At 58.1% G+C, this 15514-nt stretch carries 9 protein-coding genes; 6 read left to right on the plus strand and 3 right to left on the minus strand.

Annotated elements, in window-relative coordinates; all coding sequences use genetic code 11:
- The first annotated feature begins 74 nt into the window (after positions 1-74).
- The 6 genes from AC5S26_RS07320 to glgP all read left to right on the plus strand — a co-directional run bounded on the left by AC5S26_RS07320 (position 75) and on the right by glgP (position 7234).
- Positions 75-1733 carry an adenosine deaminase family protein gene (locus tag AC5S26_RS07320; protein ID WP_494184193.1) on the plus strand — a complete coding sequence of 553 codons (1659 nt, stop codon included), beginning with the start codon at positions 75-77 and terminating at the stop codon, positions 1731-1733.
- 393 nt (positions 1734-2126) lie between these two features.
- Positions 2127-2435, plus strand: a complete 309-nt coding sequence (locus tag AC5S26_RS07325; RefSeq protein WP_494184615.1) for a hypothetical protein — start codon at positions 2127-2129, stop codon at positions 2433-2435.
- A gap of 137 nt (positions 2436-2572) precedes the next feature.
- Positions 2573-3469: an alpha/beta hydrolase gene (locus AC5S26_RS07330; protein ID WP_494184194.1), complete on the plus strand. Its 897-nt coding sequence runs from the start codon at positions 2573-2575 to the stop codon at positions 3467-3469.
- Positions 3470-3498: 29 nt separating this feature from the next.
- Positions 3499-3795: a hypothetical protein gene (locus tag AC5S26_RS07335; protein ID WP_494184195.1), complete on the plus strand. Its 297-nt coding sequence runs from the start codon at positions 3499-3501 to the stop codon at positions 3793-3795.
- A gap of 15 nt (positions 3796-3810) precedes the next feature.
- Complete coding sequence (locus tag AC5S26_RS07340; protein WP_494184196.1) at positions 3811-5190, plus strand: pyridoxal phosphate-dependent decarboxylase family protein; 1380 nt, start codon at positions 3811-3813, stop codon at positions 5188-5190.
- A 250-nt stretch (positions 5191-5440) separates the two neighbouring features.
- A complete protein-coding gene (gene glgP / locus AC5S26_RS07345; RefSeq protein WP_494184197.1) occupies positions 5441-7234 on the plus strand; it encodes an alpha-glucan family phosphorylase in 1794 nt (597 codons plus the stop codon).
- 127 nt (positions 7235-7361) lie between these two features.
- Here the strand turns inward: glgP and AC5S26_RS07350 are convergent, their stop codons facing one another.
- The 3 genes from AC5S26_RS07350 to AC5S26_RS07360 are packed head-to-tail and all read right to left on the minus strand — an operon-like array spanning position 7362 to position 15366.
- Positions 7362-10658 (minus strand): efflux RND transporter permease subunit, encoded by a 3297-nt coding sequence (locus AC5S26_RS07350; RefSeq protein ID WP_494184616.1) that lies wholly within the window; start codon positions 10656-10658, stop codon positions 7362-7364.
- A gap of 56 nt (positions 10659-10714) precedes the next feature.
- Positions 10715-13900 carry a multidrug efflux RND transporter permease subunit gene (locus AC5S26_RS07355; protein WP_494184198.1) on the minus strand — a complete coding sequence of 1062 codons (3186 nt, stop codon included), beginning with the start codon at positions 13898-13900 and terminating at the stop codon, positions 10715-10717.
- Positions 13897-15366, minus strand: coding sequence for an efflux RND transporter periplasmic adaptor subunit (locus AC5S26_RS07360; protein WP_494184199.1), 1470 nt, complete (start codon positions 15364-15366; stop codon positions 13897-13899). The genes AC5S26_RS07355 and AC5S26_RS07360 overlap by 4 nt, the downstream gene beginning before the upstream one ends.
- Positions 15367-15514: the final 148 nt, after the last annotated feature.

Consider the following 15514-nt stretch of genomic DNA (forward strand, 5'->3'; position numbering starts at 1 on the left):
GGGCCCTTCTCTCCAAACTCATAAGTTTCTTTAGTGGCAAGAGTTATCCTTTCTCTTAAAATCAAGGACATCTTATGTTTCGTTCCCCCATACGTCTGGCTCTTCCTTTGTCGCTTTGTCTTCTCGCCGCTTCCCATGCGCAGACTCGATCTACTACTCGCCCTGCGGCTGCTGCATCCTCTGCCTCAGAGCAACGTGTCATCCGAGCCTTCGATGGAGCCGCCCAGAATCCATTGCAGCTGACCGCGTTTCTCGCCGAGATGCCGAAAGGTGGCGATCTTCATATGCATCTTACCGGGGCCGTCTATGCAGAGAGTTTTATCCGGGACGCCACCTCCGATGGACTCTGCTATAGTCCTGCGACCCGTCGCCTGTTCAAGCCATCCGCAACCACGCGCAGCATGCCGCCTCAACCCGTCTGCGGAGAAGGGAACCGTCGCGCTGAAGATGCTCTTAAAGACCAGGTCCTCTATGACACGCTCGTCGATGACTTCTCCATGCGCAGCTTTGTTCCAAGCGCGGGGGTGAGCGGGCATGATCAATTCTTCGCCACCTTCGCCCGGTTTGGCGCCATAAGCCACAATCACATCGGAGAATGGCTTGACGAAGTTGCCAGCCGCGCTGCTGCTCAGAACGAGCAATATCTCGAGGTCATGCATACCCCGGATTTTCTCGCTGCCGCAAAGCTCGGCTACTCCATTCCGTGGCCGACGACCCCGGCCGACCCCGCCTCCAATCGCACCGGCGATGCTACAGGTACCTCTCATGCCGATCTAGCCAGGCTCCGCGACCAGCTTCTCGCCGGCGGCATTCGCGACATGGCTGCCGCAGATCGCAAGGAATTCTCCGACGCCCTCGATGCTCGCAATCGTATCGAGCGGTGTGACGCTCCCGCTGCGACACGAGCCTGTACTGTAAAGATCCGCTTTCTCTATCAGATTCTCCGCGGTTTCCCGCCACAGCAGGTTTTTGCGCAGACCCTGCTCGGCTTTGAGACCATCCAGGCTGAACTCGATTCGGGCCATCCCCGCGTCATCGGCATCAACTTTGTCATGCCTGAAGATGGCTACCTCTCGATGTTCGAATACCACCGCCAGATGCTGATGCTTGACTACCTGCACAGCGTCTACCCGCGTGTACACATCACCCTTCACGCCGGCGAAATCGCTCCCGGGCTCGTTCCTCCCGATGGTCTCCGCTTTCACATCCGCGAGGCCGTGGAGCTTGGTCACGCCGAGCGCATCGGTCACGGCGTTGACGTCATGTACGAGGACCATCCACAGGATCTTCTTAAGGAGATGGCCACACGCCACATCATGACCGAAATCAATCTCACTTCAAACGCTGTCATTCTCGGAGTCGAGAAGCAGTGGCACCCGTTGCCCCTCTATCGCTCTGCGGATGTTCCTGTCGCACTCTCAACCGATGACGAAGGAGTCTCCCGCATCGACATCACGCATGAATACGCGCGGGCCGTCCTCGACTTCCACCTCAGCTATCTCGATCTCAAGCGCATGGCCCGCACCTCCCTCGAGCACAGCTTCCTCCCCGGAACCAGCCTCTGGACTGGGCCTGATCAATTCACCTCTGTAAATCCTGCATGCGCCTCTCAACCGCTCGGTTCAGACAAGCCCACATCAAAGTGTGCTGTTTTTTTGCAAGCTAACGAAAAAGCCTCCGAGCAATGGCAACTCGAACATCGCTACCAGCTCTTTGAATCCAACGTCCGCTAGCCGCAGATTTGTGGAAAAGTTTCGGGGTTTTAGATCCTTTCTGGATCTAAAACCCGGTAAGACGTGTGTCTAGAACACAATAATTGTTGAGGCGAATCCATCTTATTTGATCCGCCAAAACGCACTGACAGCCCATTGCCAACAACGTCCCCCTAGGCCTATAGTTCGCCTGTCATCTGAGTAAGGAACGGTTCGATGACATCGGCCCCCGCCTGTAGTACCTGAACCGTTCACGACTTGTCTTCATCTGTGTACGTCGTTCGTGGACGTGCTCACTCAGGATGAACGAACCCTCCCCTCGATCGAATCCGGGCTTTTCAGAGGCCATCCAATCTGCACAATTCCAGTCCGTGTTTTCAGCATCGCTCGATCAGACGGGAATAGGAGTATGTGATGAATCTGACTCAAGAACAACGTGAGCAAGTCGTTACCGAAGTGAAGAGATTCGCATCGGATCTGCACCTCACCCCTGAACAGCAGGAAAAGCTGCAAACTGCTTTTCAGGCTGCTCGTGGAAAGTTGGGCGACTATATGGCAGAGCACCCCGGAATCTCGCGTTCTGACATCGCCAAAGAAGTGTCCAGCCGCCGTGATGAGATCCGTCAGCGCGCCGTGAACTTCTTCAACCCAGATCAACTCAAAATGTGGGACGCTGAGGTAGGCAAGGCCAAGCAATTCCTCGGTCAGCAGACAGCGGGTTAACCCTTTACAATCGCGGCTCGGTGGTCGGTCGGGCTCAGGTCTTGACCGTCCCCGGGCCGATCTTCAAAATCTCGAACCCAGTATCTATTCCTCTCCCGAAAGCGCGAGTGAAGCAGGGCACCGGGTAATATGTTGCCGTGCGAATCCTTCATCTCCTCACTCTCGCTTTTCTTGTCCTGCCGCTCCATGCCCAGCAAACGACTCTTCCTTTATGGCCCAATGGCAATCCCGAATCCTACAGCGGTGATCCCGAAACGGACATCACCAAAACGACCGATCGCCTCGTCGAAGGTAAGCCTCTCCAGCACCTGACCAACATCAGCAAGCCAACCCTTGCTTTCTATCCGGCCCCCAAGAGTAACGGCGCCACTGTTGTGGTCTTCCCCGGCGGAGGCTATCGTATCCTCGCCTACGATCTCGAAGGCACGGAAGTCTGCACCTGGCTCAACTCTATTCATGTGAACTGCGCACTGGTTAAATACCGCGTTCCCATGGAAAAGCGCTATCCCGATACCACCTCCGACCTTGAAGACGCGCAGCAGGCTATGCGCATCACCCGCTCCCATGCCACCGAGTGGCACCTCGATCCTCAGCGTATAGGAGTCCTCGGCTTTTCGGCAGGAGGTCATCTTGTCGTTGTTCTCGGCAATCACTCTGACTTCAAACGCCCCGACGAACCAACTGCGGAAGCGGCTGTCAGCGCCCGTCCGAATTTTGTAGTCGCTATTTACCCTGGTTACCTTGCTGAGCCTCCAGCGCTCACCCAGCTCTCCCGCGGCATCGACCCCTCTGCAGACACTCCGCCAACCTTCCTCCTCCAGGCCGAGGACGACCCCGTCCACGAGGAAAATGTGTTGGTGTACTTCCAGGCCCTCAAGCAGTTGAAAGTTCCAGCAGAGCTACACGTCTACGCCGAAGGTGGCCACGGCTATGGCCTCCGCCCGTCGGCGCTTCCCGTCACCCATTGGCCTGCGTTGGTTGAAACCTGGCTGCACACCATCCACATTCTCGATCCAGCCGCTAAGATGAACTAACTCGAACAGTCTTCACCACATCACACCCCATGAAGAAAGCCCTCTCTACCTTCGCCCAGTTCCTGCTCTTTCTGGCCGTCTTCGCGGTCGGTAGCTTCCTGCACCCTTTTAATCTGCATTGGGCCACCACTGCCCTCGCTCCTGGATCCACGCGCTACTTCATTCCCGACGGCCTCCTTCTCAGTCTTGGAGTCTTCTTCGCCATCCTTGTAGTTCAGGCTATTCGCCGGCGCATGTGCGACACCACGTGGACCGTCGTTGCCTTCCTCCTCGCAGTCGCGATCGGCTATGCCCTCAAGTTTGGCTTCATCACTCAGGATCTCTAGAGACGTCCTTACCCCATGCCACCGACTGCCCATCCCACCGACGAGCTCTTCGCGCTCCTCAGCGAGGCCCAGCATCAGCTAGACGCTGGCTTCTCCGATCTCCCGCCTGCACCGTCTTCTCCACTCGGGAGCGAGGCGGCGGCCATCCTTAATGAAGCGGCCACCCGTCTTCACGATAACTACCCGTATGGGCACCCTCTCTACGCCGGGCAAATGCTCAAGCCGCCGCATCCCATCGCCCGGGCCGCATACGCGCTCACGATGGCGGTTAATCCCAACAACCATGCCCTTGATGGAGGCCGCGCCAGCTCCGCCATGGAGCTCGAAACCGTAGCCGAGCTCGCGAAGATGTTCGGCTTTACGCAACATCTTGGCCACCTCTCCTCCAGCGGAACCTTTGCCAACCTCGAAGCTCTGTGGGTCTCCGGACAAACTCTCCCTGGCCGCGGTATCGCCGCCTCCGACCAGGCTCACTACACCCACACCCGCATCAGCAGTGTCCTCGGCCTGCCCTTTACCGAAATTCCCTCCGACCGCACCGGCCGAATGGATATGCAGGCCCTCGAACAGGCCCTCCAGGCCAATGACATCGGCACCGTCGTCGCAACCTTAGGCACGACTGCTGTAGGAGCCGTCGATCCGCTCCCCCAGATCCTCGAGCTCCAGAAGAAGTACAACTTCCGTATCCATATCGACTCCGCATACGGCGGTTACTTCACGCTCGCCAACAATCTCGGCGCTGAAGCCCGCGCCGCCTTCGACCTCATCTCCCACGCCGACTCCATCGTCGTCGATCCGCACAAGCACGGCCTCCAGCCCTACGGCTGCGGAGCCGTCCTCTTCCGCGACCCCAGCATCGGCCGCTTCTATAAACACGGCTCCCCCTACACCTACTTCACCTCCAAAGACCTCCACCTTGGCGAGATCTCCCTCGAATGCTCCCGCGCTGGCGCCTCTGCCGTAGCCCTCTGGGCAACCCAGCGACTGCTCCCCTATACCCGCGATGGGCAGTTCGCCAAAAACATCAGCACCGGTCGTGAGGCTGCTCTCAAGTTCAATCGCCGCATCGCGGCCGATCCGCGTTTCTTCGCCCCCAATACGCCGCCGCAATTGGATATCGTCTTCTATGCGGTGCGCAGTCCGGAGCAAACCCCAGAAGCTTCTTCCGCGCTGGCAAAACGAGTCTTCGACGAGGCCGCCCGCCTCAATCTCCACCTCGCGCTGGCCACACTTCCTCTGCGCTTTTTCCCGCCCGCTACTTTCCCCGGTCAAAGCTCAGGCGACGTTACCTGCCTGCGCTCTGTCATGATGAAGCCCGAACATCTGGAATGGATGGACCGAATCTGGCAGCGTCTTGATGAAGCCACGGCTGCAACGTTGAAATCGTCACTTTGAAGCAGCTTGGTGGAAGTTGCTCTATTAGCTTGGTTTGCGGCAAAACTTTTCGCTATTTTCGTGAAGAACCTGTCAATCCCCCAGCTGAACCAGTCGAGATGCCCCCGTATTGCACAGTTGGGCACGTGCCAGTTTGATAAACTCTCGCAAAGCGCGCCTGGATCCGCCTTTACGCCGCAGGTCATTAAAGTGCCGGAAACCCAGACGATCCGGTATCACGCCTCCGGTCATAAAAGAGGATCTCTACTGCATGAACATTAGCGAAGCTACCCCGTCCGCCGACTTCGATCTTTCCAATCGCACCATCGCGTATTTTTCGATGGAGATCGCTCTTTCCCCACAGATACCCACCTATAGCGGCGGACTCGGGATGCTGGCTGGCGACACACTGCGATCCGCTGCCGATACATCGGCTCCGATGATCGCGATCTCTCTGGTTTACCGTCGAGGATACTTTCGGCAACAGCTTTCGGATGTTGGACAGCAGACAGAAGCCGATGTCCCCTGGTCCCCGGAGCGCCTTCCGTCCGCTGGTCATACCTTCACCCTCAACATACAGGACCGGCAGATCCAGCTTCGCGCCTGGCGATATGACGTAATCGGAACCACGGGCCACATCGTCCCCGTCTTCCTGCTAGACAGTGATATCGAAGGAAACGATCCTTGGGACCGCAAGCTGACCGACCATCTTTATGGCGGCGATACATACTACCGCCTCTGCCAGGAGGCCATTCTCGGCCTTGGCGGCATCGCGCTTCTTCAGGCACTCGGTGTCAAGCCCGAGGTCTACCATATGAATGAAGGTCACGCCTCCTTGCTCACCATCGGCCTGCTCGAAGAGCGTGTCAACGGCCGCTCCCTAAGCGAGGCCACCGATGCCGATAGAGAGGCCATCCGCCAGCAGTGTGTCTTTACCACGCACACACCGGTTCCAGCCGGGCACGACCAGTTTGGCCTCGATCAGATGAATCAGGTTCTCGGTCATGATCGCGGTGCTGCCATCGAGGCCGCCGGAGGCCTTCACAATGGCCTGCTCAACATGACCTATCTCGCCCTCTGCCTCTCCCGCTATGTCAATGGCGTAGCGATGCAACACGGCAAGGTCTCCCAGTACATGTTTCCGGAGTATAAGGTTCATTCCATTACCAACGGCGTTCACGCCGCTACCTGGATGGCTCCGGCATTCCAGGAGCTTCTCGACTCCGAGATCCCAGCCTGGCGCACCGATAACCGCTACTTCCGCTCCATCTATGGCATCGATCCCGCTCGCATCTCGGCCTGTCATCTCGAGAGCAAACAGCGCCTCTTCGCCTGGCTGGCCAACCGCACCGGTCATTACTTCAATCCCTCGGTCCTTACCCTGGGTTTCGCGCGTCGTGTTGCCACCTATAAGCGCGCCGGTCTTCTCCTCCAGGATCCGGAACGTCTCTGCTCATTGGCTGAAAAAATCGGTGGCCTTCAAATTCTCTATGCCGGCAAGGCTCATCCTGCTGACAACGCCGCCAAGGCTTTGATTCGCGATGTGTTCTCTGCGGCGGTCAAACTTAACTCTGAGTTTCTCAAGATTTATTACATTGAAAACTACGACTGGGAACTTGGAGCTCTTCTCACCCAGGGCGTCGACGTCTGGGTCAACACTCCACGCCGTCCCTATGAAGCCTCTGGAACCTCGGGTATGAAGGCCGCTCTCAACGGTGTCCCCTCGCTCTCCATCCTGGATGGCTGGTGGATTGAAGGGTGTGCTGAAAACACGACTGGCTGGGCCATTGAAAATGGCGAGACAGAGGAGATCGAGGCCAACAGTCTGTACAACAAACTGGAAAGGGTCGTCGCTCCGCTTTGGGCGAATCCCAACGCCTGGGCACGCATTCGGCAGCACTGTATAGGCATCAACGGAACCTTCTTCAATACGCAGCGCATGCTCAGCCAGTACTTCGCCAATGCTTATTTCCCATCGGGTCCCAGCAAGTTTCAGACGAGTCCCACATCGGACTCCGAGGAAGGCTATAGCGTTAGCGAACCCTCATTCGTCCGGGTCAAATAAGGAACTGGCGCACAAGACTCATTTCTGAGCCGTAAGCCTGCCCAGAGTGAAGTCGAATGGCGTGTATTTCTGCGCCGCAACTGCAAACGAGAATCGGGGCTGGAATAAACCAGCCCCGAAATCTGCTCTAGTCTCCGGCAACGGTCTGGGCATGCGCGACGGGCTTCTTTTGCGTCGATGCCGCCGCCTTCTTGAATCGTAGCCGCAGCCGGTCGAAGAAGAGATAAACCACTGGAGTCGTAAACAGCGTAAGGCACTGGGAAACGATTAGGCCTCCGACAATGGTGATGCCCAGCGGCCTCCGCAGCTCGCTCCCCGTCCCCTGTCCCAGGGCCAGCGGCAGTCCGCCCAGCAGCGCGGCCATGGTGGTCATCATGATCGGGCGGAAACGCAGCAGGCAGGCTTGATAGATCGCCTCTTCCGGCGCCTTCCCCTCCAGTCTCTCGGCTGCCAGGGCGAAGTCGATCATCATAATCGCGTTCTTCTTCACGATGCCGATTAAGAGGATGATGCCGATCATCGCGATCACGCTCAACTCCACATTGAACAGGAGCAGGGCAACGATCGCTCCCACGCCTGCGGAAGGTAACGTGGAAAGGATCGTCAGAGGATGGATGAAGCTCTCATACAGCATTCCCAGCACGATATAGACGGCAACCAGCGCCAGCAGGATCAGGATAGGCTCGCTCGACAGAGAAGCCTGAAAAGCCTGTGCCGTACCCTGGAACCCGCCTTGAATCGTTGAGGGCATTCCAATGTTGACGCGGGCCTGCTCGATGGCCACAGTAGCCTGGCTCAGCGAAACCCCGGGAGTCAGGTTGAAGCTCAGCGTGGTCGCTGGAGACTGCGACTGGTGATTGACCGTCAACGGAATGCGCTGTGATTCGAAATGCGTGATCGCCGATAGAGGAACCATCGCCCCAGTCGTGCTCTTCACATAAATGTTCTTGAGCGAGTCCGGATTGCGCTGGTACTCCGGCGCGACTTCCATCACCACGTGGTACTGATTCAGCGGACGATAGGTCGTCGAAACCTGCCGCTGTCCGAACGCATCCGAAAGCGTCGAGTCGATGGTCAGCGGCGAAACTCCCAGCCGCGATGCGGTATCACGATCGATTACCAGTTGTGCCCGCAGTCCCTGGTCCTGCTGGTCGGTGGCGACGTCTTTCAGCTCCGGCAGCTTCTGCATCGCCGCCATCAGCTTGGGAGACCACTCGTCCAGATCTTTTAGATTGTCCGCGGTCAAAGAGTACTGATACTGGGTTGCCGATCCGCGCCCGCCAATCCGCAGCTCCTGATTTGACTGTAAATAGAGCGTAGCTCCCGGAACGCCGGACGTTTTGGACCGAAGCCGATTGATGATCACTTCAGCGCCGTCGCCGCGCTTCAGTCGCTGCTCATCTGCCTTTAGCGATACGAACATATTGCCCGAGTTCGATCCGCCGCCTCCGGGGCCTCCACCGCCCACGAACGACATCACGTTCTCGACACCTGGATCCTGCTGAACGATTGCAGCCAGCTGAGCAACCTTTGGCTTCATCGCATCAAACGAGATATCTTGCTGCCCGCGAATCATGCCGCCGATACGTCCCGTATCCTGCTGTGGAAAGAAGCCCTTCGGAATCAAAACATAGAGGTAGATATTCAGAGCGAAGGTCACGAGCGTAATCGTGAGCACCAGTCCCTGATGCCGAAGCACCCACTTCAGGCCGAGTTCGTATTCTTCAGTAAGCCAGTTTAAGGCCCGCTCTCCCCACCGATAGAAGAGTCCATGCTTGCGTTTGTCATGTGCTTGCAGGAACTTCGCGCTCAGCATCGGAGTCGTGGTCAGCGAAACCACCAGCGAAACCATGATGGCCGCAGACAACGTCACCGCGAACTCGCGGAAGAGCCTGCCGACGATTCCGCCCATCAGCAGGATGGGAATGAACACCGCGATCAACGAGGTGCTCATCGAAATCACCGTGAAGCCAATCTCTCTGGAACCGTCCATTGCTGCCTGGAACGGAGACTTGCCGCTCTCCAGGTGGCGTGAGATGTTTTCGATTACGACAATCGCGTCATCCACTACGAACCCGGTCGAGATCGTCAACGCCATCAAGCTCAGGTTATCCAGCGTATAGCCCAATAGATACATGACCCCGCAGGTCCCCAACAGGCTTAGTGGAACCGAAACACTTGGAATCAACGTCGCGGGAACCTCTCGCAGGAACAGAAAAACCACCAGAATAACCAGCAGGACGGAGATAACAAGCGTTCGTGTCACATCTTTGATGGAAGCCCTGATCGTGGTGGTCCGGTCGAGAGCCACATGGAGCTGCACCGAAGGTGGTATAGCCGCCTGAAGCGAAGGCAACAGCTTCATGACGTTGTCTACCGTATCAATGACATTTGCGGTGGAAGTCTTGAAAACAATCACCAGGATGGCAGGTTTCCCGTTGAAGAAGCCACCCGTATGGATGTCTTCGACGGAATCAATCACCTGCGCAACATCTTGGATACGCACAATTCCATGCGCTGCCGCGGCAGGGCTTGCACTCGAAGTTGCAGGCTGTGCCGTTGTGGTGGATGCCGGCGAAGTCGCTGTCGAGCTACTGATTGCGCTCTGAAGAGAGACTGGAAGACCATTCGACGCCGCTGCCGAGCTTACGGGGCCACGATCGGTTGCAACGATCAGCGGAGCATAGGCGGCTGATCCAAACAACTGGTCCGTCGTGCTGATGCTCCATCGCCGGGTATCGTTCTGCAGATAGCCCTTCGGCTGGTTCACATTGACGGTCCCAATCGCGCCGCGTAGTGCCTCCAGGCCCAGACCATAGTTCGAGAGTTGTGTAGGATTGGCCTCGATACGCACCGCAGGCTTCGCGCTGCCGCCGCAGAACGTCTGGCCAACGCCTTCTACCTGAGCGATCTTCTGCGCCAGAATGCTATCGCAGGCGTCATAGATTTGAGGTACCGACAGTGTGTCGGAGGTCAGTGCAAGGATCAGGATCGGCGAATCGGCGGGGTTGATCTTCCGGTAGGAAGGATTCTGTGGAAGGTTTGAAGGAAGCTGACTGCGTGCCGCATTGATTGCTGCTTGCACATCGCGCGCCGCCCCATTGATATCGCGGCTTAAGTCGAACTGCAGAACAATAGAGCCATTTCCCAGCCCTGAGCTGGAGGTCATCTCATTGATGCCTGCGATCCTTGCAAACTGTCGCTCAAGGGGAGTCACGATCGCGGAGGCCACCGTCTCCGGATCTGCTCCCGGCAGCCCCGCGCCTATGGATATTGTGGGGAACTCGATCTGAGGAAGACTCGCTACCGGAAGCATGTTGTAAGCCACCGCTCCCGCCAGAATCACCGCGATCGAGAGCAGCGTCGTCGCCACAGGGCGTTTAATGAAGGGCGCAGAAAAGTGGACGTCTGCCCCCTTCGGCATCTTTGCCGCGTCTTTGCGGGCCTTCATCAGATCGCGATCGTCGTTGCGTGGTTCCATCAGTCGGCGCTCACCGCATGTTCATGCTCACGGAATTCGGCATCCGCCTCCGCCGTGTGCAGATACTTCCGCCCGATCCGGTCAAAGAACAGATAGACGACCGGGGTGGTATACAAGGTCAAAACCTGCGAGACGATCAGGCCACCGACAATCGCGATACCCAGCGGACGGCGGAGTTCGCTTCCGGTTCCGGTACCCATCGCCAGTGGCACGCCGCCCAGCAGGGCCGCCATCGTCGTCATCATGATGGGACGGAAGCGCAGCAGGCAGGCCTGGTAGATAGCCTCTTCCGGCTCCATGTTGTGCTCGCGCTCGGCTTCGAGGGCGAAGTCGATCATCATGATGGCGTTCTTCTTCACGATGCCGATTAGAAGGATGATACCGATCAGCGCGATCACGCTGAGGTTGACGTGGAAGATCAGCAGAGCCAGAATCGCTCCGACGCCGGCCGAAGGAAGCGTCGACAGGATCGTGATGGGGTGGATATAGCTCTCGTACAGCACGCCCAGAACGATATACACGACGATCAGGGCCGCAAGAATCAGGATGGGCTCATTGCTCAGGGAGGCCACGAAGGCCCGAGCCGTTCCCTGGAACTCCGCATTGACGCTCGGAGGCAGGTTCAGCTCCGCCTTCGCCTTATTGACGGCATCGACCGCATCCCCGATCGATTTGCCCGGAGCCAGGTTGAAGGAGATCGTCACCGCAGGAAACTGCCCCTGGTGATTGATCGCCAGCGTCGCGCGCCGTTCCTCAAATTGAGTGAACGTCGAAAGGGGAACCTGGGTCCCGTTCGAGCTCTTGACATAGATATTGTCCAGCGCTCGCGGGTTCAGTTGGAACTTCGGATCCACTTCAAGGACGACATGGTACTGGTTCAGCTGGGTAAAGATTGTCGAGACCTGTCGCTGCCCGAAGGCGTCGTCCAGCGTGTCGTCGATGTTCTGCGGCGTAATCCCTAGCCTTGACGCCGTGTCGCGGTCGATCACAAGGTGAGCTTCCAGCCCTTCCAGCTGTTGATCGCTCGCTACATCCGTCAGCTCCGGAACCTGCTTCAACTTCTCGACCATCCGGTTCGTGGCGGTGGCCAGCTCCTCGGCGTTCGCATCCTCCAGGGTGTATTGATACTGGGTGCGGCTCACGCGATCTTCTACAGTCAGGTCCTGCAGCGGTTGCAGGTACGCCTGGATGCCTTCGACCTGAGCGAGTCTCGGTCCCAGATGCTGGATCACCTCGGTCGCGGAATTGTTTCGCACTTCGCGGTCGCGAAGGTTGATCTGGATGCGCCCGCTATTAAGCGTGGAATTCGTTCCGTCGATTCCAATAAACGACGAGACGCTTTCCACATCTGGATCTTCCAGAATCACGCGGGCAAGCTGCTGTTGCCGGGTGCTCATCGCTTTGAAGCTGATTGTTTGCGGAGCTTCGGTGATGGCTAGTAGTACCCCGGTGTCCTGCACCGGGAAGAAGCCCTTCGGCACAATAATGTACAGATAGACCGTCAGGATGAAGGTGGCGAGTGTTACAAGCAGCGTGAGCGTCTGGTGGCGCAGCACCCAGCGCACCCCAACGGCGTACTGGGCGATGACGTACTCGAAGAACTGCTCGCTCTTATGGTACAAAGCGCTCTGCTGGCTCTCTGGCTTGTGTCGCAGCAGCTTGGCGCACATCATCGGCGTCAGCGTCAGCGAGACGACGGCGGAGACCAGGATGGTCACCGACAGCGTCACGGCGAACTCGCGGAACAGCCTGCCGACAATATCCCCCATGAACAGCAGCGGAATCAGCACGGCGATCAGCGAGATCGTCAGCGAGAGAATCGTGAAGCCGATCTGCTCGGAGCCCTTGAGCGCTGCCTCCAGAGGATCGTCACCCTCCTCGAGATAGCGGGAGATGTTTTCGATCATCACGATGGCGTCATCGACGACGAATCCGGTCGAAATCGTCAATGCCATCAGACTCAGGTTATTGAGGCTGTAACCCAGCAGGTACATCACCCCGAAGGTGCCGATGATCGACAGTGGCACCGCAACCGAAGGGATGATCGTTGCCGCCACAGACCGCAGGAAGAGGAAGATCACCATCACGACCAGCGCGATGGTCAGCATCAGCTCGAACTGTACGTCTTTCACCGAAGCCCGGATGGTGTTGGTTCGGTCGGTCAGGACCTCCAGGTTTACGCTGGCCGGAAGGGTCGTCCTGAGTTGCGGCAGCAGCTTCTGCACCTCATCGACGACGCCGATGATATTCGCTCCCGGCTGACGCTGAATATTGACGATGACTGCGGGCTTCAGGTTCAGCTCGCGTGCGGGAACATCCTTGCCGTCGGCGTCCTTCCCCGCCGGCCGAGCGGAGGTGCCCATCCACGCCGCCTGGTAAAGATTCTCCGCACTGTCGACGGCATTAGCCACATCGGAGAGCCGCACCGGTGAGCCGTTGCGATAAGCGATGATGACCTTCGCGTAGTCCACGCTCGAAAGCAGCTGGTCGTTGGCGCCGATCGTGTAAGCCTGGTGGGTCCCGTTCAGGTTTCCTTTAGCCTGATCGACGTTGGCGGTTCCAAGAGCCGATCGCAGATCTTCAAGGCTCAACCCGTAATTGGCCATCGCCATCGGGTTCGCCTGGATGCGGACTGCAGGCTTCTGGCCACCATTAATGGAGACAAGGCCGACGCCCGTGAGCTGGGAGATCTTCTGCGCCAATACCGTGTCGGCAAGGTCCTCTACTTTGACCAGCGGCAGGGAATCGCTCGACAGGGCCAGCGTGAGAATCGGAGCATCCGCCGGATTTACCTTGCTATAAACCGGGGGATTGGGAAGGTCCTTCGGCAGATAGCTGAAAGCCGCATTGATCGCCGCCTGCACGTCCTGCTGGGCCACATCGATCGACTCGGCAAGATCGAACTGCAGCGTAATCACGCTGCCGCCGCCCGAGCTGGTCGAGGTCATCTGGGTCAGGCCGGGAATCTGGCCGAACTGGCGCTCCAGAGGTGCCGTGACGGAAGACGCCATCACCTCCGGGCTTGCGCCGGGATAAAACGTCATCACCTGAATGGTCGGGTAGTCGACCTGCGGCAGAGCTGAGACCGGAAGCTGAAGATAGGCAACCCAGCCGGCAAGCAAAATGGCCACCATCAAAAGCGAGGTGGCCACCGGCCGGAGGATAAATGGCCGTGATGGACTCATGGCTGCTGGCCTCCCGTCGGGCGAGCCTTGCGGCCTTGCGGCTGATCAGGGCTACTCTGCTTCTCCGAGTCTGCCCCGACACCAGTATCCGCGCGATTCGGATTCACCGCGCGCGGTCCGTTCGGATTCGTCGCCTGGCGTGGAATCACGCGGCTGCCGTTCCGAAGCTTCTCCTGCCCGTCGATGACCACCGGATCGCCCGGCTTCACGCCACTGGAGAGAATCACCTGTGCTCCCTCCGTCAAATCAACCTTTACGGTCTGAGCCTCCACGTAAAAATGTGGTTGATTCTGTGCCGGTCCGGAGCCCGCGCCTGTACGGCCTGCCTTCGATTTACGCTGCGACGCTGGCGGATTCTGATCCTGCAGTTCCGCCGGGGGATCGCCCGGCTTCACCAGATACACATAGTTGCCTTGGGAGCCAGTCAGGATTGCAGCGGTTGGAACCACGATCGCATTCGGCCTCTGCTGCAGCACCAGCCGGACATTGACGAACTGGTTCGGGAACAGGGCACCGTCTTTGTTGTCGAAGACGGCCTTCACCTTCACAGTGCCTGTGGTGGTATCGATCTGGTTGTCGACGGTCAGAACGCTTCCGGTTGCGAGATGCGTTACGCCCGAACGGTCATAGGCCTCGACAGCAAGCTTCGTACCCTTGCGGGTCAGGTCCAGCACCTCGGGCAGGTGATCCTCGGGAAGCGTGAAGATGACACTGATTGGTTCCAGCTGTGTGACCACGAGCAGCCCGTTGGTGTCGGAGGCATGCACGATGTTGCCTGGATCCACCTGCCGCAGGCCCACTACGCCGTTGATCGGTGAGGTGATTTTCGTGTAGTTCACATTGACCTTTGCAGCCTGGATCGCTGCCTGGTCGGCCTGAATCGCCCCACTGGACTGTCCGGCCAGCGCCTCCTGGGCCTGGGCGCTCTCACGGGAGACGACCCCTGCTTCAAAGAGCGCGCTGTAGCGGCTCGACTGCGCCTGATCGTTGACATGCTGAGCCTGATCGCGGGCCAGTTGCCCCTGGGCCTGGGCAAGCGCTGCCATATAGGGGGCAGGATCGATCTCCGCCAACAGCTCGCCCTGCTTTACCCGCTGTCCTTCCCGTACATTGACGCGGATCAGTTGGCCGTCCACGCGGGATTTAAGGGTTACCGTGTTGTAGGCGGTCACAGTCCCCAGCGCCGTCAGATAGATAGGCATCGTCTTCTGCTGGACTTTGACTGTCTGGACCGGGGTCGCACGGTCAGCCATTGCCGACATCTTCTGCCCCTGGGCCGTCTGCTCCTCGGTATTTTTCCGGATCTTCCACACGGCGGCCCCCACTACGAGGGCAATCACCAGCAAAATAAACCACTTCTTCAAGCCGGAACCTTGCGGTTTCTCCGGCTCGGGTAGGGCAGGACGCGGCTTTGCGGCAGATAGGGCCGGTTTGGTCTCGTGTTCGCTGATCGGGGCTGATGACATTGGCGCGCTCACCGTGCTCTCAAAATTACGGATCCAGATTGTGAAGAAATGTAGAAAACGAAGCTCTGTGGGTTACTGCAGAGCCTTCAGAATAATTAATAATGACGTAGAAGGAGAACCGAAGGTTTCGCCTCCTGAGCTCAATAAA

The sequence above is a fragment of the Edaphobacter sp. FHG110511_03 genome, assembly GCF_059115365.1.

Bases quoted from the DNA above. Each gene is read 5' to 3' on its own strand.
- glgP (WP_494184197.1), top strand. From the start codon at position 5,441: ATGAACATTAGCGAAGCTACCCCGTCCGCCGACTTCGATCTTTCCAAT.
- AC5S26_RS07335 (WP_494184195.1), top strand. From the start codon at position 3,499: ATGAAGAAAGCCCTCTCTACCTTCGCCCAGTTCCTGCTCTTTCTGGCC.
- AC5S26_RS07360 (WP_494184199.1), bottom strand. From the start codon at position 15,366: ATGTCATCAGCCCCGATCAGCGAACACGAGACCAAACCGGCCCTATCT.
- AC5S26_RS07340 (WP_494184196.1), top strand. From the start codon at position 3,811: ATGCCACCGACTGCCCATCCCACCGACGAGCTCTTCGCGCTCCTCAGC.
- AC5S26_RS07350 (WP_494184616.1), bottom strand. From the start codon at position 10,658: ATGCCGAAGGGGGCAGACGTCCACTTTTCTGCGCCCTTCATTAAACGC.
- AC5S26_RS07355 (WP_494184198.1), bottom strand. From the start codon at position 13,900: ATGAGTCCATCACGGCCATTTATCCTCCGGCCGGTGGCCACCTCGCTT.
- AC5S26_RS07320 (WP_494184193.1), top strand. From the start codon at position 75: ATGTTTCGTTCCCCCATACGTCTGGCTCTTCCTTTGTCGCTTTGTCTT.
- AC5S26_RS07325 (WP_494184615.1), top strand. From the start codon at position 2,127: ATGAATCTGACTCAAGAACAACGTGAGCAAGTCGTTACCGAAGTGAAG.